The 21,413-nt window shown below is 59.4% G+C and carries 19 protein-coding genes; 3 read left to right on the top strand and 16 right to left on the bottom strand.

The window, feature by feature from the left end:
* Window position 1 precedes the first annotated feature (1 nt).
* From nuoC to HYE77_RS03235, 12 genes are all read right to left on the bottom strand, one after another.
* Complete coding sequence (gene nuoC, locus HYE77_RS03290; protein WP_003219570.1) at window positions 2-1,786, bottom strand: NADH-quinone oxidoreductase subunit C/D; 1,785 nt, start codon at window positions 1,784-1,786, stop codon at window positions 2-4.
* 72 nt (window positions 1,787-1,858) lie between these two features.
* Window positions 1,859-2,533, bottom strand: a complete 675-nt coding sequence (locus HYE77_RS03285; RefSeq protein ID WP_003219572.1) for an NADH-quinone oxidoreductase subunit B family protein — start codon at window positions 2,531-2,533, stop codon at window positions 1,859-1,861.
* Window positions 2,534-2,543: 10 nt separating this feature from the next.
* Window positions 2,544-2,957: an NADH-quinone oxidoreductase subunit A gene (locus tag HYE77_RS03280; RefSeq protein ID WP_003219575.1), complete on the bottom strand. Its 414-nt coding sequence runs from the start codon at window positions 2,955-2,957 to the stop codon at window positions 2,544-2,546.
* A 658-nt stretch (window positions 2,958-3,615) separates the two neighbouring features.
* Complete coding sequence (gene aceA, locus HYE77_RS03275) at window positions 3,616-4,941, bottom strand: isocitrate lyase (protein ID WP_003219577.1); 1,326 nt, start codon at window positions 4,939-4,941, stop codon at window positions 3,616-3,618.
* A 494-nt stretch (window positions 4,942-5,435) separates the two neighbouring features.
* Window positions 5,436-6,173 (bottom strand): secretin N-terminal domain-containing protein, encoded by a 738-nt coding sequence (locus tag HYE77_RS03270; protein ID WP_177023236.1) that lies wholly within the window; start codon window positions 6,171-6,173, stop codon window positions 5,436-5,438.
* Between the two features lie 239 nt (window positions 6,174-6,412).
* The gene (locus HYE77_RS03265; protein WP_003219580.1) at window positions 6,413-6,835 is read right to left on the bottom strand and encodes a GNAT family N-acetyltransferase; all 423 of its coding nucleotides are present in this window, start codon (window positions 6,833-6,835) and stop codon (window positions 6,413-6,415) included.
* Entirely contained in the window at window positions 6,828-7,994 is a 1,167-nt protein-coding gene (locus HYE77_RS03260) for a cupin domain-containing protein (RefSeq protein ID WP_003219582.1), read from the bottom strand. The genes HYE77_RS03265 and HYE77_RS03260 overlap by 8 nt, the downstream gene beginning before the upstream one ends.
* An 84-nt stretch (window positions 7,995-8,078) precedes the next feature.
* Window positions 8,079-9,449 carry an adenylosuccinate lyase gene (purB, locus tag HYE77_RS03255; RefSeq protein WP_017479511.1) on the bottom strand — a complete coding sequence of 457 codons (1,371 nt, stop codon included), beginning with the start codon at window positions 9,447-9,449 and terminating at the stop codon, window positions 8,079-8,081.
* Window positions 9,450-9,573: 124 nt separating this feature from the next.
* Complete coding sequence (gene hflD / locus HYE77_RS03250) at window positions 9,574-10,197, bottom strand: high frequency lysogenization protein HflD (RefSeq protein WP_003219586.1); 624 nt, start codon at window positions 10,195-10,197, stop codon at window positions 9,574-9,576.
* On the bottom strand, window positions 10,194-11,318 hold the full coding sequence (gene mnmA / locus HYE77_RS03245) for a tRNA 2-thiouridine(34) synthase MnmA (RefSeq protein ID WP_177068396.1): 1,125 nt from the start codon (window positions 11,316-11,318) through the stop codon (window positions 10,194-10,196). The genes hflD and mnmA overlap by 4 nt, the downstream gene beginning before the upstream one ends.
* 59 nt (window positions 11,319-11,377) lie before the next feature.
* Window positions 11,378-11,824 (bottom strand): NUDIX hydrolase, encoded by a 447-nt coding sequence (locus HYE77_RS03240; protein WP_177068395.1) that lies wholly within the window; start codon window positions 11,822-11,824, stop codon window positions 11,378-11,380.
* Between the two features lie 228 nt (window positions 11,825-12,052).
* Entirely contained in the window at window positions 12,053-14,278 is a 2,226-nt protein-coding gene (locus HYE77_RS03235; RefSeq protein ID WP_087693052.1) for an NADP-dependent isocitrate dehydrogenase, read from the bottom strand.
* Window positions 14,279-14,772: 494 nt separating this feature from the next.
* Between HYE77_RS03235 and icd the strand changes: the two genes are divergently transcribed.
* Window positions 14,773-16,029 (top strand): NADP-dependent isocitrate dehydrogenase, encoded by a 1,257-nt coding sequence (icd, locus tag HYE77_RS03230; protein WP_003219599.1) that lies wholly within the window; start codon window positions 14,773-14,775, stop codon window positions 16,027-16,029.
* Between the two features lie 70 nt (window positions 16,030-16,099).
* Here the strand turns inward: icd and cspD are convergent, their stop codons facing one another.
* Entirely contained in the window at window positions 16,100-16,360 is a 261-nt protein-coding gene (gene cspD, locus HYE77_RS03225) for a cold shock domain-containing protein CspD (protein WP_023658953.1), read from the bottom strand.
* 224 nt (window positions 16,361-16,584) lie between these two features.
* Here cspD and clpS point away from each other — a divergent pair, with 224 nt between their 5' ends.
* Both clpS and clpA read left to right on the top strand, forming a co-directional pair.
* Window positions 16,585-16,953, top strand: coding sequence for an ATP-dependent Clp protease adapter ClpS (gene clpS / locus HYE77_RS03220; RefSeq protein WP_003219604.1), 369 nt, complete (start codon window positions 16,585-16,587; stop codon window positions 16,951-16,953).
* Between the two features lie 29 nt (window positions 16,954-16,982).
* Window positions 16,983-19,253 (top strand): ATP-dependent Clp protease ATP-binding subunit ClpA, encoded by a 2,271-nt coding sequence (gene clpA, locus HYE77_RS03215; RefSeq protein ID WP_003219606.1) that lies wholly within the window; start codon window positions 16,983-16,985, stop codon window positions 19,251-19,253.
* Window positions 19,254-19,489: 236 nt separating this feature from the next.
* On the opposite strand, the gene infA is transcribed toward clpA, so the two are convergent.
* The 3 genes from infA to aat form a co-directional block, all read right to left on the bottom strand.
* Window positions 19,490-19,708: a translation initiation factor IF-1 gene (infA, locus tag HYE77_RS03210; protein ID WP_002553999.1), complete on the bottom strand. Its 219-nt coding sequence runs from the start codon at window positions 19,706-19,708 to the stop codon at window positions 19,490-19,492.
* Between the two features lie 100 nt (window positions 19,709-19,808).
* A complete protein-coding gene (locus HYE77_RS03205; protein ID WP_003219609.1) occupies window positions 19,809-20,516 on the bottom strand; it encodes an arginyltransferase in 708 nt (235 codons plus the stop codon).
* Between the two features lie 55 nt (window positions 20,517-20,571).
* Window positions 20,572-21,252, bottom strand: a complete 681-nt coding sequence (gene aat / locus HYE77_RS03200) for a leucyl/phenylalanyl-tRNA--protein transferase (protein WP_003219611.1) — start codon at window positions 21,250-21,252, stop codon at window positions 20,572-20,574.
* Window positions 21,253-21,413 lie beyond the last annotated feature (161 nt).

Genomic DNA, 21,413 nt, shown 5'->3' with positions numbered 1-21,413 from the left:
CTTAGCGGTCCACGTCGGCCATAACGAAATCGATACTACCCAGGTACGCAATCAAGTCCGCGACCATTTCACCTTTGATCACCGAAGGGATCTGCTGCAGGTGCGGGAAGCTTGGCGTACGAATCCGGGTGCGGTAGCTCATGGTGCCGCCATCGCTCGTCAGGTAATAACTGTTGATACCCTTGGTCGCTTCGATCATCTGGAAGGATTCGTTGGCCGGCATTACCGGGCCCCACGAAACTTGCAGGAAGTGCGTGATCAGGGTTTCGATGTGTTGCAGCGTGCGCTCTTTCGGCGGCGGCGTGGTCAGCGGGTGATCCGCCTTGTACGGGCCTTCCGGCATGTTGCGCATGCACTGTTCGATGATCTTCAGGCTCTGGCGCATTTCTTCGACGCGCACGATGCAGCGGTCGTAGGCATCGCCGTTGGCCGCCAGCGGCACTTCGAATTCGAAGTTCTGGTAGCCGGAGTACGGGCGTGCTTTACGCAGGTCGAAATCGCAACCGGTGGAACGCAGGCCAGCACCGGTGACGCCCCATTCCAGGGCCTCTTTGGTGTTGTACTGGGCGACGCCGATGGTCCGGCCCTTGAGGATGCTGTTGTCCAGGGCGGCTTTCTGGTATTCGTCCAGACGCTTGGGCATCCAGTCGATGAATTCCTTGACCAGGCGTTCCCAGCCACGCGGCAGGTCGTGGGCGACGCCGCCGATGCGGTACCAGGCCGGGTGCAGGCGGAAACCGGTGATGGCTTCGATGACCTTGTACGCACGCTGACGGTCGGTGAAGGTGAAGAACACCGGGGTCATGGCGCCGACGTCCTGGATATAGGTACCCAGGAACAGCAGGTGGCTGGTGATCCGGAAGAACTCGGCCATCATGATGCGGATGGTGTCGACCTTGTCCGGCACCTTGATGCCGGCCAGCTTCTCGACCGAGAGCACGTACGGCAGGTTGTTCATCACGCCGCCGAGGTAGTCGATACGGTCGGTGTACGGGATGAAGCTGTGCCACGACTGACGCTCGGCCATTTTCTCGGCACCACGGTGGTGGTAGCCGATGTCCGGTACGCAGTCGACGATTTCTTCGCCGTCCAGTTGCAGGATGATGCGGAAGGCACCGTGAGCCGAAGGGTGGTTCGGGCCCAGGTTGAGGAACATGTAGTCCTCGTTGGTGCCGGAGCGCTTCATGCCCCAGTCTTCCGGACGGAAGCGCGCAGCCTCTTCTTCAAGCTGTTGCTTGGCGAGGGTCAGGCTGAATGGATCGAATTCGGTGGCGCGGGCAGGGAAGTCCTTGCGCAGCGGGTGACCTTCCCAGGTCGGCGGCATCATGATGCGCGACAGGTGCGGGTGGCCCGGGAAATCGATGCCGAACATGTCCCACACTTCACGCTCGTACCAGTTGGCGTTGGGCCAGATACCGGTCACGGTCGGAACGCTCAGGTCGCTCTCGGAGAGGGCCACCTTGATCATCACGTCGCTGTTACGTTCCAGCGACATCAAGTGGTAGAACACGGTGAAGTCGGCGCCGCTCGGCAGCCCCTGGCGCTTGGTGCGCAGGCGCTCGTCCACGCCATGCAGGTCATAGAGCATGACGTACGGCTTGGGCAGGTTGCGCAGGAAGCTCAGGACTTCGACGAGCCTGGCACGCGCCACCCACAGCACCGGCATGCCGGTGCGTGTGGCCTGGGCGGTGAAGGCGTCAGGGCCAAAACGGTTGTTGAGTTCGACGACCACATCCTGGTCGTCTGCCTTATAAGGCGGGATGTACAGAGCACTGCCTGTAGTCATGGTTTTTTATCGCTTTCGGTCAACGTAAAGAATGAAGCCAGGTTTTCGTTCTATAAAAGAAGCGGTTCTGGATCAGACTTCGTCGGGGCTGCGCAGGTTGGTTACCTGAATACGCTGTTCGCGGCGCTGTTCCTTTTGTGACGGCATCTCGGCGCGGTATACGCCTTGATCTCCGACAACCCAGGAAAGTGGGCGACGCTCCTTGCCAATCGATTCCTGCAACAGCATCAAGCCTTGCAGAAATGCTTCAGGGCGGGGCGGGCAGCCAGGCACGTAGACGTCCACGGGCAGGAACTTGTCCACCCCCTGAACCACGGAGTAGATGTCGTACATGCCACCGGAGTTGGCGCACGAACCCATGGAGATAACCCACTTTGGCTCGAGCATTTGCTCGTAGAGACGCTGAATGATCGGCGCCATCTTGATAAAGCAGGTACCGGCGATAACCATGAAATCCGCCTGACGCGGCGATGCCCGGATAACTTCGGCGCCAAAGCGCGCGATGTCGTGGGGCGCCGTGAAGGCGGTGGTCATTTCCACGTAGCAGCAGGACAGACCGAAGTTGTACGGCCACAGGGAGTTCTTACGTCCCCAGTTGACCGCGCCACTCAGCACGTCTTCCAGCTTGCCCATGTAGATGTTTTTGTGGACTTGGTCTTCTAACGGGTCGGAAACGGTTTCCCGTTCGCCGATTGGGTACTGCTCGTTAGGAGCATCCGGGTCGATCCTGGTGAGATTGTATTGCATCGCCAAAGCCTCATTGTTTCAGCTTCGCTTGCCGCTTGCGACGAGCTTCCGGAGCCCAGTCAAGGGCGCCCACTCGAAATAGGTAGACAAGGCCTGCCAACAGAATTGCTATGAAAACGAGGGCTTCGACGAATCCGGTCCAGCCGCTTTCGCGGACGGACACAGACCAGGCAAAGAGAAAAAGGGCTTCGATGTCGAAGATCACGAAGAGCATCGCGACCAGATAGAATTTGGCTGAGAGCCGCAAGCGGGCGCCACCTGTAGGTAGCATGCCGGACTCGAACGGTTCGTTTTTGCTGCGGCCCCAGGCTTTTGACCCGAGGAGGCTGGAGACGCCGAGCATGAAGGCGCAAAGGCCGACTACACCGAGGAGGAAAATGGCAAAGCCCCAGTTGTGGGCCATGAGTCCTGTCGCTTCGGTCATGCTGGAAATCCTTAACAGAGAGCAAAGGTCTCTGAGCTCGAAAAAGTAACGATGCAGTGACGATATGTCGCAGCGCAATCAATCGCGGTGATTTTATGGCTAAACACCGGGCAAGTAAAATTCCTATAGCGAAATTATTCGATGGAATAAGGACATAGTGCACCTTCTTGGGGCTGTAGCCCTTGTGCTGCGGGCATTAGCGGGCTTTTCACGAATTGTGTTTTGTTTAACCGGTAAAGAAGTTTTCATGCTCTAAATGATAATGAATATTGTTTGCGTGGGGTTTAAGCGAATGTTTCTCGTGTGGCGGGGGAAGTTGCCGTTACTTGCTAGATTGTCGCTTAGTTGCTGACGGAGATCTTTTAACCGATCTGGTTGATGCAGATACCGCTCTAGATCAATGTTTTGCACAAATTTTCAGAATGCACACATTCCCCTTGTGGGAGCGGGCTTGCTCGCGAATGCAGTGGGTCAGCCAATGAATTTGTTGACTGATACACCGCATTCGCGAGCAAGCCCGCTCCCACATTTTGATCTGTGTTGTGTCAGGCAGGATTTCATCAGTGCAAAAAAAACGCCCCGAACCAGTCGGGGCGTCAGATCGTGCGGCACTGCGGTTAGGTCTTCCGTGGGGCCGCAGTGGCCGTGTACTCAGTACTTAGTGGAACTGCTCTTCTTCGGTCGAACCGGTCAGCGCAGTCACGGACGAGGTGCCGCCCTGGATCACGGTGGTCATGTCGTCGAAGTAACCGGTGCCCACTTCCTGCTGGTGCGCCACAAAGGTGTAACCCTTGGCAGCATCAGCGAACTCTTGTTCCTGCAGCTTCACGTAGGCAGTCATGTCGTTGCGGGCGTAGTCGTGCGCCAGGTTGAACATGCTGTGCCACATGTTGTGAATGCCGGCCAGGGTGATGAATTGGTGCTTGTAGCCCATGGCAGACAGTTCACGCTGGAACTTGGCGATGGTCGCGTCGTCCAGGTTCTTCTTCCAGTTGAAGGAAGGCGAGCAGTTGTAGGACAGCAGTTGATCCGGGTATTCCTTCTTGATGGCTTCGGCAAAGCGGCGAGCTTCGTCCAGGTCCGGCTTGGCAGTTTCGCACCAGATCAGGTCGGCGTACGGCGCGTAGGCCAGGCCACGAGCGATCGCCTGGTCGAGACCGGCGCGCACTTTATAGAAACCTTCCTGGGTACGTTCGCCAGTCACGAACGGCTGGTCGTACGGGTCGCAATCCGAGGTCAGCAAATCAGCCGCGTTGGCATCGGTACGGGCCAGGATGATGGTCGGAGTGCCAGCAACGTCAGCAGCCAGACGAGCAGCCGTCAGCTTTTGAACAGCTTCCTGGGTTGGAACCAGTACCTTGCCGCCCATGTGGCCGCATTTCTTCACCGAAGCCAGCTGGTCTTCGAAGTGAACGCCGGCAGCGCCTGCCTCGATCATGCTCTTCATCAGCTCGTAGGCGTTCAGTACGCCACCGAAACCGGCTTCAGCGTCTGCAACGATCGGTGCGAAGTAGTCGATGTAGCCTTCATCGCCCGGGCCTTTACCGGCTTTCCACTGGATCTGGTCGGCACGGCGGAACGAGTTGTTGATGCGCTTGACCACGGTTGGCACGGAGTCCACCGGGTACAGCGATTGGTCGGGGTACATGGATTCAGCGGAGTTGTTGTCCGCTGCCACTTGCCAGCCAGACAGGTAGATCGCCTGGATACCGGCTTTGACCTGTTGAACCGCTTGGCCGCCAGTCAGGGCGCCCATGCAGTTGACGAAATCTTTTTCGGGACGGAAGGACGGCTTGGCACCCTGGGTGACCAGCTTCCACAGCTTCTCGGCGCCGAGTTTTGCAAAGGTGTGCTCAGGTTGAACCGAGCCACGCAGGCGGACGACGTCAGCAGCGGAATAAGCGCGGGTCACGCCTTTCCAGCGTGGGTTTTCAGCCCAGTCTTTTTCAAGGGCTGCAATTTGCTGTTCGCGTGTCAGTGCCATGGGGAAAAACCTCGTCGCATAGGTCTAGGTGGAAAATTCCATTTGCCAGCCACGTAATCAGTGCGTGGTTATGGCTGCTCGCTGACCAGAAGCTTAGGCGGTCAAGTCAGGCTTGGCGGGGAAGGCGACGGGATGAACGAGTGGCTCAAGGGGGAGTTGAGCAGGTAAGGGCGAACTGCGAACAGTCTTCGGGCGTCGTGGGCCTTTGTACGATCCATCAGTGTGTTGCCGGGTTACCTGGTTAGCTTCCGTCCCTCGGGACAACTTCGTTCCAGTCGCAACCTCGTCAAACACACCTTGTGGGCGGTACAGACACGAATCGGCTCAGGTGGGTGGCTTTGAGCGACGATCCGAAGGCCCTTGCCAGGGCCCCTGATTAGCGGGAGCGAGGCCATCATGCCCATGCTTTTTTGGATCGTCAAATGTTTTGTAGTGCTTTTTTTCAAGCACTACATCTTTAGTCTAATACGACTCGCCAGTCAGTTTTTGGTGCTTCAGTTCAGCGTGTCGACTTTGACCCGCAATGTCAGGTCATCGCGCCCTTGAGTAGAGTAGCTGCGGGTTGTAGTGCTTTTGTCGGCTTGGGTCTGGCGGTTGATCCCGGCCAGGGTGATCCACTCGCCCAGGCGTCCGCTGACAGTTGTGTCGGTACTTTGCACGTTCACTACATCGGGACGTTCCTGGCTCATGCGGTCACGATTGGTACTGATGCTCAGGTGAACGGTCTCGCCGGTGACGCTGGCCGTCACGTAGAAGCCCTGGGTTACGTTGCGATACTGGGTCTGGTTCTGCGGGCGGCCGTAGGCATCGGGCTGGGTGGTGGTGAGGGGCACGCTCTGGCCGATCTGGATCAGCGCGGGCACGCCTTCGCTGGCCTGGATCTGCTGGATCCCGCCGTCACGGCTCTCGGTGCTGTAGGTGATGACCTGGGTTTGGTTATTGCCGTTGCTCTGCTGGTTGTTTTCGTTGGTGTCGACGGTGATCAGCAGGCGCTTGGAAGGCGTGTCCAGTTGCGCGAGCAGGGCGCGCAGGCCCTGGATCTTGTCGGGCTCGGCATTCACGATCAGTTGGTTGCCGTAGGCGCTGACGGTGCCGTCCTTGCCGATAAAGTTCTGCGCCACCGGCAGCAGGTCGGCGCTGGTGCGGTTGCTCAGGGGCACGACTTCGGTGGCGGCCATCACCGAGAAACTGGTGGCCAGGAGCAACAGGGTGAGCAGGGTGCGTAGGGACATGTCCGTTATCTCTGCGAGTCATTTAGGCTAGATATTGCCAGTTTGTCGGCCTGGCGGGGTGCAAGTTGAATCCTGGACGGCAAAAGGCCCTGGCATCGGGGGATGGCAGGGCCTTTTGAGGTGTTGCTGATGGCGCCTTCGCGAGCAAGCCCGCTCCCACATTTGACCTCATTCCAAAGGATGTACTGGATCGAATGTGGGAGCTGGCTTGCCTGCGAAGGGCGCGGCGCGGTCTCGGATCAGCCCTCGCGCACCATATCAACGTGAGGAATCCCGACTTCCAGGAACTCATCGCTGACAATCTTGAAGCCCAGGCGCTCATAAAACGGCGCCGCATGGACCTGTGCGCTGAGGATCTGCCGGGTCTGGCCGCGTTTCTCGGCCACGCCGATCACCGCTTCCATCAGCTTGTCGCCGACCTTCAGGCCGCGCCAGTCCTTGAGAACCGACACGCGGCCGATCTCGCCGGTAGGCAGCAGGCGTGCAGTACCGATGGGAAAGTCGCCTTCGAACGCCAGGAAATGCACGGCACTCGCGTCGTCTGCATCCCATTCCAGCTCCGGTGGAACCGATTGTTCAGCGATAAATACCGCTTCACGAATGCGCCGTATCTCGGCGATATCCTTTTGCCAGTCCGCGACACTTACGTGAATCTTATTCATCGGCAAACCCCAGGCTTCCTTGCTTGACCAGTTCCCACAGCAGGGCGCAGCCATCTTCATCCGCCAGCCATGGGCCGAGGTTGTCGATGTGCAGGGCGTCGGCGGCGCACACCAGCTTCAGCAGTTCCCGCAGCTTGCCCGGCAACAGGCGGCTCTGGCCGCTGGCGAACAGCAGCAGGTCGTCGTCGACTTCGGACCAGGCCAGGCGGGCGCTCGGGTTGCGGATCAGCACGGCGCCGTTTTCCAGGCTGCCCAGCAGGTCTTCTTCTTCCACTTCCGGGCCGGCGACCAGTTCCGGGTAGCGCGGCTCGGTCATGAACTGGCCGAACCAGGTCAGCAGCATGCGCTCGTCGCTCATGTGCTCGGCCAACAGGCTTTTCAGGCGGTCGAGGGCGTCGCCCTGGATCTGGTGCGGGTCGCTGACCGGCTGGGCATCGGCGTCGGTGTAGCGCTCTTCGTCAGTCAGGTACTGGCTGAGGAAGTCGGTGAAGTGGGTCAGCACTTCAGCGGCGCTCGGGGCGCGGAAGCCTACGGAGTAGGTCATGCAATCATCCACGGCCACACCGCAGTGGGCCAGGCGGGGCGGCAGGTAGAGCATGTCGCCCGGTTCCAGCACCCATTCGGCGGTCTCTTCGAATTCAGCGAGGATGCGCAGGTCCGCGTGTTGCAGCAGCGGGCTTTCGGAGTTGCACATCTGGCCGATCTTCCAGTTGCGCTTGCCGGAACCTTGCAGCAGGAACACGTCGTAGTTGTCGAAGTGCGGGCCCACGCTGCCACCCGGGGCGGCGTAGCTGATCATCACATCGTCAATGCGCCAGCTTGGCAGGAAGCGGAAGTTTTCCAGCAGTTCGGCCACTTCCGGCACGAACTGGTCGACCGCCTGCACCAGCAGGGTCCACTCGCGCTCGGGCAGGGTGCTGAAGGCATCTTCGGCGAACGGGCCGCGGCGCAACTCCCACGGGCGTTCGCCGTGTTCGATGATCAGGCGCGACTCGACTTCTTCTTCCAGCGCCAGGCCGGCCAGTTCGTCGGCGTCGATCGGGCTTTCGAAGTCAGGGATGGCCTGGCGGATCAGCAGGGGTTTTTTCTGCCAGTAGTCGCGCAGGAATTCCCGTGCCGTGATGCCGCCCAGAAGTTGAAGAGGAATGTCAGGATTCATGTGTAACCTATTGAAAAAAAGCACTTTTCAGACGGGAATAAAAACGCCCGGCGCTGCCGGGCGTCTCAAGGGGTCAAGCTTCTATCAGATGCGTTTGGCTTGAGCCACAGCGTTGCCGATGTAGTTGGCCGGGGTGAGCAGTTTCAGCTCGGCCTTGGCGGCGGCTGGCATGTCCAGGCCGTCAATGAAAGTTTGCAGCGCTTCGGAGGTGATGCCCTTGCCGCGGGTCAGCTCTTTGAGCTTCTCGTACGGGTTTTCGATGTTGTAGCGGCGCATCACGGTCTGGATCGGCTCGGCCAAAACTTCCCAGCAAGCGTCCAGGTCAGCGGCGATCTTCTGCGCGTTGAGCTCCAGTTTGCTGATGCCTTTGAGGCTGGCTTCGTACGCGATCACGCTGTGGGCGAAGCCCACGCCGAGGTTGCGCAGTACGGTGGAGTCGGTCAGGTCGCGCTGCCAGCGGGAGATTGGCAACTTGCTGGCCAGGTGCTGGAACAGGGCGTTGGCGATCCCGAGGTTGCCTTCGGAGTTTTCGAAGTCGATCGGGTTGACCTTGTGCGGCATGGTCGACGAACCGATTTCGCCGGCAATGGTGCGCTGCTTGAAGTAGCCCAGGGAGATGTAGCCCCAGATATCGCGATCGAAGTCGATCAGGATGGTGTTGAAGCGCGCAATCGCGTCGAACAGCTCGGCGATGTAGTCGTGGGGTTCGATTTGCGTGGTGTACGGGTTGAAACCCAGGCCCAGTTCGTCTTCGATGAAGGCGCGGGCGTTTTCTTCCCAGTCGATCTCAGGATAGGCCGACAGGTGGGCGTTGTAGTTGCCTACGGCGCCGTTGATCTTGCCCAGCAGCGGTACGGCCGCGACTTGAGCGATCTGGCGCTCCAGGCGGTACACCACGTTGGCCAGTTCTTTACCCAGGGTGGTCGGCGAAGCCGGCTGGCCGTGGGTGCGCGACAGCATCGGAACGTCGGCGAAACGGATCGCCAGTTCGCGGATGGCGTCGGCAGTCTGGCGCATCAGTGGCAGCATCACGTCATCACGGCCTTCGCGCAGCATCAGGGCGTGGGACAGGTTGTTGATGTCCTCGCTGGTGCAGGCAAAGTGGATGAACTCGCTGACCTTGGCCAGTTCCGGCAGCTTGGCCGCTTGCTCTTTGAGCAGGTATTCGATGGCTTTAACGTCGTGGTTGGTGGTGCGCTCGATCTCTTTGACACGCTCGGCGTGCTCCAGAGCGAAGTTTTCCGCCAGGGCGTTCAGCACAGCGTTGGCTTCGGCAGAGAACGCCGGCACTTCGCTGATGCCAGGGTGAGCGGCCAGGCGCTGGAGCCAGCGCACTTCAACCAGAACACGAGCACGGATCAAGCCGTATTCGCTGAAAATAGGGCGCAGGGCCTGGGTTTTGCCGGCGTAGCGGCCGTCAACAGGGGAAACCGCAGTGAGCGAAGAAAGCTGCATGGGGTGTTCTCGGACAGTCGGGCAACGAAATGGGGCGCGTATCATACATGAAAAAATCCGCCGGTCCGTTGCCAACTGACCGGCGTATTACGCGTGGGGCTATAAAAAAATCGGTTGCTGCGACTTATTCGTTGCGCATCAACGGGTAAAGCTCTTTCAGCAATTTGCGTCGGCTGACCACCAACTGCCAGCGATGACCGCCCAATTGGCGCCATAACCGCGCCGAACGAATACCGGCCAACAGCAGGGCGCGGATTTTCGAGGCGTTGTTCGGTTGTTGCAGGTTGCGCATATCGCCGTGCACCTGGATCCGCTGGCGCAAGGTGCTCAGGGTGTCCTGGTACAGGGCGCCACAGGCTGCGATCACGTTTTCGTGGGCCGGGCCAAAATGCTCGACCTGGGACTGGATCTGCGGCAGGCGCTTGCCGATGGTGTCCAGCAGGTCGTCGCGCTTGGCCAATTGACGCTCCAGGCCGAGCATCGACAGGGCGTAGCGCAGCGGCTCGCGCTGCAAGGTGCTTGGATCGCGCTCGAGGGCGCCGACCAGTGCGCGATAACCTTCGCGCAGGGCCAGGTCATCGCCGCCGTACACTTCCAGGGTGTCCTTCGGGTCGCGGATCAGCAGGCTGCCGAGCATACAGGTCAGGCCTGCCTCGGTGACCTGGCCGGTCTTGGCGATCTTGTCCACCAGCACCGCGGCGAGAAACACGCCGCCCAGTGCCGTCAGTTGCTCCTGGGTCGGGCTCATGCCGGGCTGCTCCAGGGTTCGGCAACTTCGATCACACCGCCCCCCAGGCAAATCTCTCCGTCATAGAACACTACCGATTGGCCGGGCGTTACGGCGCGCTGCGGGTCGTCGAAGGTGGCGCGATAGCCGGTGGCGGTTTTTTCCAGGGTGCAGGGCTGGTCGCTTTGGCGATAGCGCACTTTGGCCGTGAGGCGGCGCGGGCTGCTGAGGTCAACCGGGTTGACCCAGTAGATGTCCGAGGCCAGCAGGGCGCGGGAGAACAGCCATGGGTGGTCATTGCCCTGGCCCACGATCAGCTCGTTGTGCTCCAGGTCCTTGACCAGCACGTACCACGGCTCTTCGCCGGCGTCTTTCAAGCCGCCGATGCCCAGGCCCTGGCGCTGGCCGATGGTGTGGTACATCAAGCCGTGGTGACGGCCGATGATCTCGCCTTCGGTGGTCTTGATCTCGCCCGGTTGCGCCGGCAGGTACTGCTTGAGGAAGTCGCTGAAACGGCGCTCGCCGATAAAGCAGATCCCGGTGGAATCCTTCTTCTTGGCGGTGGCCAGGCCGTGTTTCTCGGCAATGGCGCGCACTTCGGGCTTTTCCAGCTCGCCCACCGGGAACAGGGTCTTGGCGATCTGTTCGCCGCCGACGGCGTGCAGGAAGTAGCTCTGGTCCTTGTTGGCGTCCAGGCCCTTGAGCAGCTCGGTGCGGCCATCGATGTCGCGACGGCGCACGTAGTGGCCAGTAGCAATCAGATCGGCACCGAGGATCATCGCGTAGTCGAGGAACGCCTTGAACTTGATCTCGCGGTTACACAGGATGTCCGGGTTCGGCGTGCGGCCGGCCTTGTATTCGGCCAGGAAGTGCTCGAACACGTTGTCCCAGTACTCGGCGGCGAAGTTGGCGGTGTGCAGCTTGATGCCGATTTTGTCGCAGACGGCCTGGGCATCCGCCAGGTCGTCCATGGCGGTGCAATATTCCGTTCCATCGTCTTCTTCCCAGTTCTTCATGAACAGGCCTTCCACCTCATAACCCTGCTCCATGAGCAGAACGGCGGAAACGGAAGAATCCACGCCGCCGGACATACCGACGATGACGCGCTTCTTTTGTGTGTCAGAAGGGGCTGGATCACGCATAGGATTTCAACGGGAGTCTTTAAAAAGGACGCGATTCTAGCAGGCTCGCGTCTGCAAGGCTAAAGAGAAGGGCGGATCAATTCGAGGCTGTGGCGCTGGCCGGCCAGATAATCGTCGATGCAGCGGATGATCAGCTCGCTGCGCCAGTCTTCGCGCAGGGCCATCAATTCGTCACGGGTCAGCCAGCGGGCGCGCAGAATACCGTCGTCCAGTGGGTAGTCCGGGTGGTGTTGCAGGGCCTTGGCGATGAAGCATGCGCGCTGATAGGTCACGCCATTGCTGGGAGCGGTGTACAGGTAAATCCCGACAATCCCGGTGGCTTCGACGTCCCAGCCGGTCTCTTCGAGGGTTTCGCGCACGGCGGCCTCGGTCAGGGTTTCGTTCGGGTCGAGGTGACCGGCGGGCTGGTTGAGCACGGCGCGGCCGCCCTTGAGTTCTTCGACCATCAGGAAGCGGCCGTTGTCTTCGACGATGGTGGCGACGGTGATGTGAGGTAGCCAGGTCATAAAGTGCCTCGATTCAAGGTGTAACGCTGTCTTCAGGCGCGATTGCATTCAGTGTGGGAGCGGGCTTGCTCGCGAATACGGCGTGTCAGTTAAAGAGGTATTGACTGATCCACCGCATTCGCGAGCAAGCCCGCTCCCACATTTTGATTGGGTTTCTTCAATAAAAGCGCCATGTCCAGAAACAGAAACCCCGGCACAGGGCCGGGGCTTCTTTGCATCCTTACAACCTTACACCAGCGCAGCGATTGCCGCGTTGAGGGTGGCGCTTGGGCGCATGGCCTTGCTGGTCAGCTCGGCGTTCGGTGCGTAGTAGCCACCGATGTCCACTGGCTTGCCCTGGACAGCGTTGAGCTCGGCAACGATGGTCGCCTCGTTCGCGGTCAGGGTCTTGGCCAGTTCGCCAAACTGCGCTTGCAATGCAGTGTCTTCGGTCTGGGCCGCCAGGGCTTGAGCCCAGTACAGCGCCAGGTAGAAGTGGCTGCCGCGGTTGTCGATGTTGCCGACTTTGCGCGATGGCGACTTGTTGTTGTCGAGGAACTGGCCGGTGGCCTGGTCCAGGGTCTTGGACAGTACCAGGGCTTTCGGGTTGTTGTACGTCACACCCAAATGCTCGAGGGATGCGGCCAGGGCGAGGAACTCGCCCAGGGAATCCCAGCGCAGGAAGTTCTCTTCAACCAGTTGCTGCACGTGCTTCGGAGCCGAGCCGCCAGCGCCGGTTTCGAACAGGCCGCCACCGTTCATCAGCGGCACGATCGACAGCATCTTGGCGCTGGTGCCCAGTTCCATGATCGGGAACAGGTCGGTCAGGTAGTCGCGCAGAACGTTGCCGGTCACCGAGATGGTGTCCAGGCCCTTGCGGGTGCGCTCCAGGGTGAACTTCATCGCGTCGACTGGCGACATGATGCGGATGTCCAGGCCTTCGGTGTTGTGGTCTTTCAGGTAAGCCTGAACTTTCTCGACCACGACGCCGTCGTGCGCGCGCTGTGGGTCCAGCCAGAAGATGGCCGGGGTGTTGCTGGCGCGGGCGCGGTTGACGGCCAGTTTGACCCAGTCCTGGATCGGCGCGTCTTTGGTCTGGCACATGCGGAAGATGTCGCCGGCTTCAACAGCCTGTTCCATCAGCAGGTTGCCCTTGCTGTCGGTGACGCGGACTACGCCGTCAGCCTTGATCTGGAAGGTCTTGTCGTGGGAGCCGTACTCTTCGGCTTTTTTCGCCATCAGGCCAACGTTTGGCACGCTGCCCATGGTGGTTGGGTCGAAGGCGCCATTGGCCTTGCAGTCTTCGATCACTGCCTGGTAGATAGTGGCGTAGCAGCGATCCGGGATCACCGCCTTGGTGTCGTGCAGCTGGCCGTCGGTGCCCCACATCTTGCCGGAGTCACGGATCATGGCAGGCATCGATGCGTCGACGATGACGTCGCTCGGCACGTGCAGGTTGGTGATGCCTTTGTCGGAGTTGACCATCGCCAGGGAAGGGCGAGCAGCGTATACCGCCTGGATGTCGGCTTCGATCTGCGCTTGCTGATCGGCCGGCAGGGCCTTGATGCGAGCGTACAGGTCGCCGATGCCGTTGTTCAGGTTGAAGCCGATCTGCTCCAGCACCACAGCGTGCTTGGCCAGTGCGTCTTTATAGAACTCGGCAACGATCTGGCCGAACATGATCGGGTCGGAAACCTTCATCATGGTGGCTTTCAGGTGAACCGACAGCAGCACGCCTTGTTTCTTGGCGTCTTCGATTTCAGCGGCGATGAAGCTGCGCAGGGCTTTCTTGCTCAGCACGGCGGTGTCGATGATCTCGCCAGCTTGTACGCTGGTTTTTTCCTTCAGGACGGTAGCAGTACCGTCCTTGGCGATCAGTTCGATCTTGACGGCATCAGCGCCTTCGATCTGAACGGCTTTCTCGCTGCCGTAGAAGTCGCCGTTGCTCATGTGGGCAACGTGGGACTTGGAGTCGGCAGCCCAGGCACCCATTTTGTGCGGGTGCTTGCGAGCGTAGTTCTTGACCGACAGCGGGGCGCGGCGGTCGGAGTTGCCTTCGCGCAGTACCGGGTTCACGGCGCTGCCCTTGACCTTGTCGTAACGTGCACGGGTTTCTTTTTCCGCGTCGGTGGTTACGGTTTCCGGGTAGTCCGGCAGGGCGTAGCCCTGGGCCTGCAGTTCCTTGATCGCAGCTTGCAGCTGAGGGGTCGAGGCACTGATGTTCGGCAGCTTGATGATGTTGGCTTCAGGGGTAACGGCCAGGTCGCCCAGTTCGGCGAGGTGGTCCGGCACGGCCTTGGCGCCCAGTTGCTCGGGGAAGCTTGCGAGGATGCGCGCGGCCAGGGAAATGTCGCGGGTTTCCACGGCAATATCAGCGGAAGCGGTGAAGGCCTCTACGATAGGCAGCAGTGAATAGGTGGCGAGGGCTGGGGCTTCGTCGGTGAAGGTGTAGATGATCTTCGAGCGGGTGGGCATATTCGGATTAACTCTCTTCTTTGCTGAAAGCATGCGCAGAAACTCGAGATGCGCCGGGTAAAGCGCGTTCGTTCAAAGTCATCCATGAGCGAAATGTCGAAGTTTCTTCGCGGTGATGTTGGGTTGCATCAGTCGAGCGTCAAGCGGGTGAGCTACTGTAGTAGCTCGGCTTTTCTGGCGGAGGGCGTCTGTCTAGAGCGGTCGGCCGTCGTGACTCTTTGGTCAGCGGCGGCATTATACATAGGTCGCTATGCTTACGCCGAGCCTTCATACAAAAGGTGTGTCGTCCATTGGTCTAAAGGTCGCAGGCAGCGGGTTGCGCCTAAAGTCGCATGATGTGCTCAAGATTGGCGCTTTTCCCTTTGCTTTCAAGCTTGTAGGCCGCTAAATGTGCTGTTTTCGACGCAAATGTGCAGGGCCTGAGGTTTCAGTCCTCATTTATCTGGAGTAGGCTCGAACGCAGCCAGATGTTCAATCCATAGATGGAGTTCAGCATGGGATACAAGAAGATTCAGGTTCCGGCAGTCGGCGACAAAATCACCGTCAATGCAGACCATTCTCTCAATGTTCCTGACAACCCGATCATCCCCTTCATCGAGGGTGACGGTATTGGCGTCGACATCAGCCCGGTGATGATCAAGGTGGTCGATGCAGCTGTTAACAAGGCTTATGGCGGCAAGCGCAAAATCTCCTGGATGGAGGTGTATGCCGGCGAAAAGGCCACCCAGGTTTACGACCAGGACACCTGGCTGCCCCAGGAAACCCTGGATGCGGTCAAGGACTACGTGGTTTCCATCAAGGGCCCGCTGACCACCCCAGTCGGTGGCGGTATCCGTTCGCTGAACGTGGCCCTGCGCCAACAGCTCGACCTTTATGTGTGCCTGCGCCCGGTGCGCTGGTTCGAAGGCGTGCCAAGCCCGGTCAAGAAGCCAGGCGATGTGGACATGACCATCTTCCGCGAGAACTCCGAGGATATTTACGCCGGCATCGAGTGGAAAGCCGGCTCCCCGGAAGCGATCAAGGTCATCAAGTTCCTGAAGGAAGAGATGGGTGTCACCAAGATCCGTTTCGACCAGAACTGCGGGATCGGCATCAAGCCGGTGTCCCTGGAAGGCACCAAGCGTCTGGCGCGCAAGGCCTTGCAGTATGTCGTGGATAACGACCGCGATTCGCTGACCATTGTGCACAAAGGCAACATCATGAAGTTCACCGAAGGTGCCTTCAAGGAATGGGCCTACGAAGTGGCGGCCGAAGAGTTCGGCGCGACCCTGTTGGATGGCGGCCCGTGGATGCAATTCAAGAACCCGCGCACCGGCAAGAATGTGGTGGTCAAGGACGCCATTGCCGACGCCATGCTCCAGCAGATCCTGCTGCGCCCGGCCGAATACGACGTGATCGCCACCCTTAACCTTAATGGTGACTATCTGTCCGACGCACTGGCGGCGGAAGTGGGCGGTATCGGTATTGCGCCGGGCGCCAACCTGTCCGACACCGTGGCGATGTTCGAAGCCACCCACGGTACTGCGCCGAAGTATGCCGGCAAGGACCAGGTCAACCCGGGTTCGCTGATCCTGTCGGCGGAAATGATGTTGCGCCACATGGGCTGGACCGAAGCGGCCGACCTGATCATCAAGGGCACCAACGGCGCAATTTCGGCCAAGACCGTGACCTATGACTTCCACCGCTTGATGGACGGCGCCAAGTTGCTGTCGTCGTCGGCGTTCGGGGATGCGCTGATTTCGCATATGTAAGCTGATACAGGGGCGTAAAAAAACCGGCCTGATGGGCCGGTTTTTTTTAGAGCGTTTGCTCAGTGGCTGATCAGGCCAGTTGTCTTTTTGATTTTTGAGCGACGCCCTCTTTGGGGGTAGTGGCGCTGACTGGAGCGCTGATATTCACTGCGTGCAAGCCCTTGGGTCCCTGAATGATGTCGAAGGAAACCGGTTGCCCTGCCTTTAGTGTCTTGTAGCCATCCATTTGGATAGCCGAGTAATGCGCAAATAGGTCGTCAGTCTTGTCGTCTTCGTTGATGAAGCCGTAACCCTTGGCATTGTTGAACCACTTGACCTTACCGCTCGCCATGCCCATATCCCTCTGCACCAGACTCCATCACTGGAGTATCATCCAGTTTATCCGTCCTAACCCGAATAAATAAGGTTGACTGCGCGGACCTTTTTTACCCACTGTGGGTTCTATTGGTTGTAACACTGATTTGCCGATAGTCAAGGCGACCAGTCGGTCAGAGTTGAAATTCTGACAGGTCGCCCCCACCACTGTATTTGAACCACTGACGAACCTTTCTTTCCATGCATGCAATCAGCCAGATTCGACTAACATTCAATCAGGATCGCCCGGATCATCAAGAAGACGACGACGGTTCTGCAGGCATTGCTGTCCAGGAGGCCAAGCCTGCTTTACAGGCGCCGCCGATGTACAAGGTGGTTTTGTTCAATGATGACTACACACCGATGGATTTCGTCGTCGAAGTACTCGAGGTGTTTTTTAACCTGAACCGCGAGTTGGCGACCAAGGTAATGCTGGCCGTTCACACAGAAGGACGGGCAGTATGTGGAGTGTTTACCCGCGACATCGCCGAGACAAAGGCCATGCAGGTCAACCAGTACGCCAGGGAAAGCCAGCATCCGCTACTCTGTGAAATCGAGAAGGACGGTTAACTCCGACCACTTGGGTATGAGGTGAAGCTATGTTAAACCGCGAGCTCGAAGTCACCCTCAATCTTGCCTTCAAGGAGGCCCGTTCGAAGCGTCATGAATTCATGACCGTCGAACACCTGCTGCTGGCACTTTTGGATAACGAAGCTGCCGCCACCGTACTGCGTGCGTGTGGTGCCAATCTCGACAAACTCAAGCATGACCTGCAGGAGTTTATCGACTCCACCACGCCGTTGATCCCCGTTCATGACGAGGACCGCGAGACCCAGCCAACCCTGGGCTTCCAGCGGGTACTGCAGCGTGCCGTTTTCCACGTACAGAGCTCCGGCAAGCGCGAAGTCACAGGGGCCAATGTGCTCGTGGCGATCTTCAGCGAGCAGGAAAGCCAGGCTGTGTTCCTGCTCAAGCAGCAAAGCGTTGCCCGTATTGATGTCGTCAACTACATCGCCCATGGCATTTCCAAGGTGCCGGGGCATGGCGATCACTCGGAAGGTGAGCAGGATATGCAGGATGACGAGGGCGGTGAGTCTTCTTCTTCGAGCAACCCGCTGGACGCTTATGCCAGCAACCTCAACGAACTGGCGCGCCAGGGGCGGATCGATCCGCTGGTAGGGCGTGAGCTGGAAGTTGAGCGCGTGGCGCAGATCCTGGCGCGTCGCCGCAAGAACAACCCGTTGTTGGTCGGTGAGGCAGGCGTGGGTAAAACCGCGATTGCCGAAGGCCTGGCCAAACGCATTGTTGATAACCAGGTGCCCGACCTGCTGGCCAACAGCGTCGTCTACTCCCTTGACCTGGGCGCGTTACTCGCCGGGACCAAGTACCGTGGCGACTTCGAGAAGCGCTTCAAGGCGCTGCTCGGTGAGCTGAAAAAACGCCCGCAGGCGATCCTGTTCATTGACGAAATCCACACCATCATCGGTGCCGGTGCGGCTTCCGGTGGGGTGATGGATGCTTCGAACCTGCTCAAGCCGCTGCTGTCTTCGGGCGATATCCGTTGCATCGGCTCGACCACGTTCCAGGAATTCCGCGGGATCTTCGAAAAAGACCGTGCCCTGGCGCGCCGCTTCCAGAAAGTGGATGTGTCCGAGCCTTCGGTAGAAGACACCATTGGCATCCTGCGCGGGCTCAAGGGGCGCTTTGAAGCGCACCATGGCATCGAGTACACCGATGAGGCGCTGCGTGCAGCCGCCGAACTGGCATCGCGCTACATCAATGACCGGCACATGCCGGACAAGGCCATCGACGTGATCGACGAGGCGGGTGCCTACCAGCGCCTGCAGCCGGTAGAGAAGCGTGTGAAACGCATCGACGTGCCTCAGGTCGAGGATATCGTGGCGAAGATCGCGCGGATTCCGCCAAAACACGTCAACACCTCCGATCGGGAGCTGCTGCGTAACCTGGAGCGCGACCTCAAGCTGACCGTGTTTGGTCAGGATGCGGCGATCGACTCGCTGTCCACCGCGATCAAGCTGTCCCGCGCTGGCCTCAAGTCGCCGGACAAGCCGGTCGGTTCGTTCCTGTTCGCCGGGCCTACCGGCGTCGGCAAGACCGAAGCGGCGCGGCAATTGGCCAAGGCCATGGGGATCGAGCTGGTGCGTTTCGACATGTCCGAGTACATGGAGCGTCACACCGTGTCGCGCCTGATCGGTGCGCCTCCGGGCTATGTCGGCTTCGACCAGGGCGGCCTGTTGACCGAGGCGATCACCAAGCAGCCACATTGCGTGCTGCTGCTCGATGAAATCGAGAAGGCGCACCCGGAAGTCTTCAACCTGCTGTTGCAGGTCATGGACCACGGCACCCTGACCGACAACAACGGGCGCAAGGCGGACTTCCGCAACGTGATCGTGATCATGACCACCAACGCCGGTGCCGAAACGGCCGCGCGGGCTTCCATTGGCTTTACTCATCAGGATCACTCTTCCGACGCCATGGAAGTGATCAAGAAGAGTTTCACGCCGGAATTCCGCAACCGCCTGGACACCATCATTCAGTTTGGTCGCCTCAGCCATGAGGTCATCAAAAGCGTGGTGGACAAGTTCCTCACCGAGCTCCAGGCGCAGTTGGAAGACAAGCGCGTGCAGCTGGAAGTCTCGGACGCGGCGCGCAACTGGCTGGCGGAAGGTGGCTACGACGCGGCAATGGGCGCTCGGCCAATGGCTCGCCTGATCCAGGACAAGATCAAGCGCCCACTGGCGGAAGAGATCCTGTTCGGCGAACTGGCAGACCATGGTGGCGTGGTGCATATCGATCTGAAGGACGGCGAGTTGACCTTCGACTTCGAAACCACGGCTGAAATGGCCTGATAGCTGACGCAACAAAACAAAAAGGCGCCGAGAGGCGCCTTTTTGCTGCCTTGAAACCGATGCAGATCAAATGTGGGAGCGGGCTTGCTCGCGAATGCGGTGTGCCAGTCGACATAATCAGTGACTGACACGCCGCATTCGCGAGCAAGCCCGCTCCCACAAGGGATTGCTGGTTTCAGGTAAATCGCGCGCACACAAAAACGCCCGGCATAACCGGGCGTTTTGTATTGACTTGATTAACGGGCGCGGTAAGTGATGCGCCCTTTGCTCAGGTCATAGGGCGTCAGTTCGACGCGCACTTTGTCACCGGTAAGAATACGAATGTAGTTCTTGCGCATCTTGCCGGAGATATGCGCGGTTACGACGTGCCCATTTTCCAACTCCACACGAAACATGGTGTTGGGCAGGGTGTCGACGACAGTGCCTTCCATTTCGAAGCTGTCTTCTTTCGACATGCAGTAAAGCCCTCGGTATCCAGTGAATGGCCCGGTGCAACTGCGCCAGGCAAAAGCGGCGTGCATTGTGCCCGAAAAAGGGTGTTTAAGCCAAGAGGTTCTAGTTCAACGTGACCCATCTTTGGTTAATTAGCAGCTCAATGGGCCGATATTGGGTCTTGTAGTTCATCTTTTTGCAGTTTTTGATCCAGTATCCGAGGTACACCGCCTCCAATTCCAGGCGCAAGGCTTCACCGATCTGCCACAGGATCGCAAAGCGTCCCAGGCTGCGCCGTTCCTCGGCGGGCTCATAAAAGGTGTAGACCGCCGACAGGCCATTGGGCAGCAGGTCAGTCACGGCGACCGCCACCAGTCGTCCCTCGAGCCGAAACTCATAGAAGCGCGAGAAGGGCAGGTCGCGCACCAGGAAGGTGGAAAACTGGTCGCGGCTGGGCGGGAACATGTCGCCGTCGGCGTGGCGCTGTTCGATGTAGCGTTGGTAAAGGTCGAAATATTCTTCGCTGAAGCCGGGTTTGGTGGCGGTAACGGTCAGGTCGGCGTTGCGCTTCAGGATGCGTTTCTGGTTGCGGTCCGGCAGGAACTGCGCCACCGGGATGCGCGCCGGTACGCAGGCGTTGCAGTTCTGGCAGTGCGGCCGGTAAAGGTGGTCGCCGCTGCGCCGGAAGCCCATTTCCGACAAATCGGCATACACATGCACGTCCATCGGCTGGCTGGGGTCGAGGAACAGCGTGGTGGCCTGCTCATCGGGCAGATAGCTGCATGAGTGGGGTTGAGTGGCATAAAACTTCAAACGCGCCAGCTCGGTCATGATCAACCCTCGGATAAGCTTTGAAATAAGTGTAAGCCAGGTGCGGGGAAGTCGCCTAGGAAACCCACGGAGCAGAGCTGGTTTGGTCCAAATGGTCGCGCAGGTAGTTGGCGAAGTCGCTGCGGGGAATGGCGCGGGCGCCGAGGCTGTGCAGGTGATCGGTGGGCATCTGGCAGTCGATCAGCACAAAGCCCCAGGCCTGTAGTTGCCGAACCAGGGTGGCAAAGCCGTATTTCGAGGCGTTGTCGGCGCGACTGAACATGGACTCGCCGAAAAACAACTGGCCCATCGCCAGGCCGTACAGGCCGCCCACCAGTTCGCCCGCGTCCCACACCTCCACCGAATGCGCATAACCGCGCTGGTGCAGTTGCAGGTAGGCGTTCTGCATGGCTTCGGTGATCCAGGTGCCATCGGCATAACTGCGCGGCGCCGCGCACGCCTGGATGACCGCAGCGAAGTCCTGGTCGAAGGTCACTGTGTAACGCTGCTGGCGCAACAATTTGCCGAGGCTGCGGGAAACGTGCAGCTCATCGGGGAAGAGTACGGTGCGTGGGTCGGGCGACCACCAGAGGATGGGCTGGCCTTCCGAGAACCAGGGAAAGCAGCCGTGGCGGTAGGCCTGGATCAGGCGGTCGGCCGACAGGTCGCCACCGGCAGCGAGCAGGCCATTGGGTTCGCGCATGGCCTTGGCCAGCGGTGGGAAGGTCAGGGTGTTGCGTTGTAACCAGGTCAGCATGGCATCCAGGCTTACGGAAGGGGAGGGCGGTAACGGCGATGTTGTCCGTTGCAAGAGCTGTGATTATTGTCGACGAAACGCTCTGGGGCTACCCCGAACATGGGATCGGTGCAGATAAGCATGAACGGGTGTTTCTGCAACTCTATGCCGGGGGCGTGGTC

This window comes from Pseudomonas sp. IPO3774 (genome assembly GCF_013386835.1).
GTDB lineage: Bacteria > Pseudomonadota > Gammaproteobacteria > Pseudomonadales > Pseudomonadaceae > Aquipseudomonas.
The sequence above is the reverse complement of the archived record's forward strand: the minus strand, read 5'-3'. Positions and strand labels throughout refer to the sequence as shown.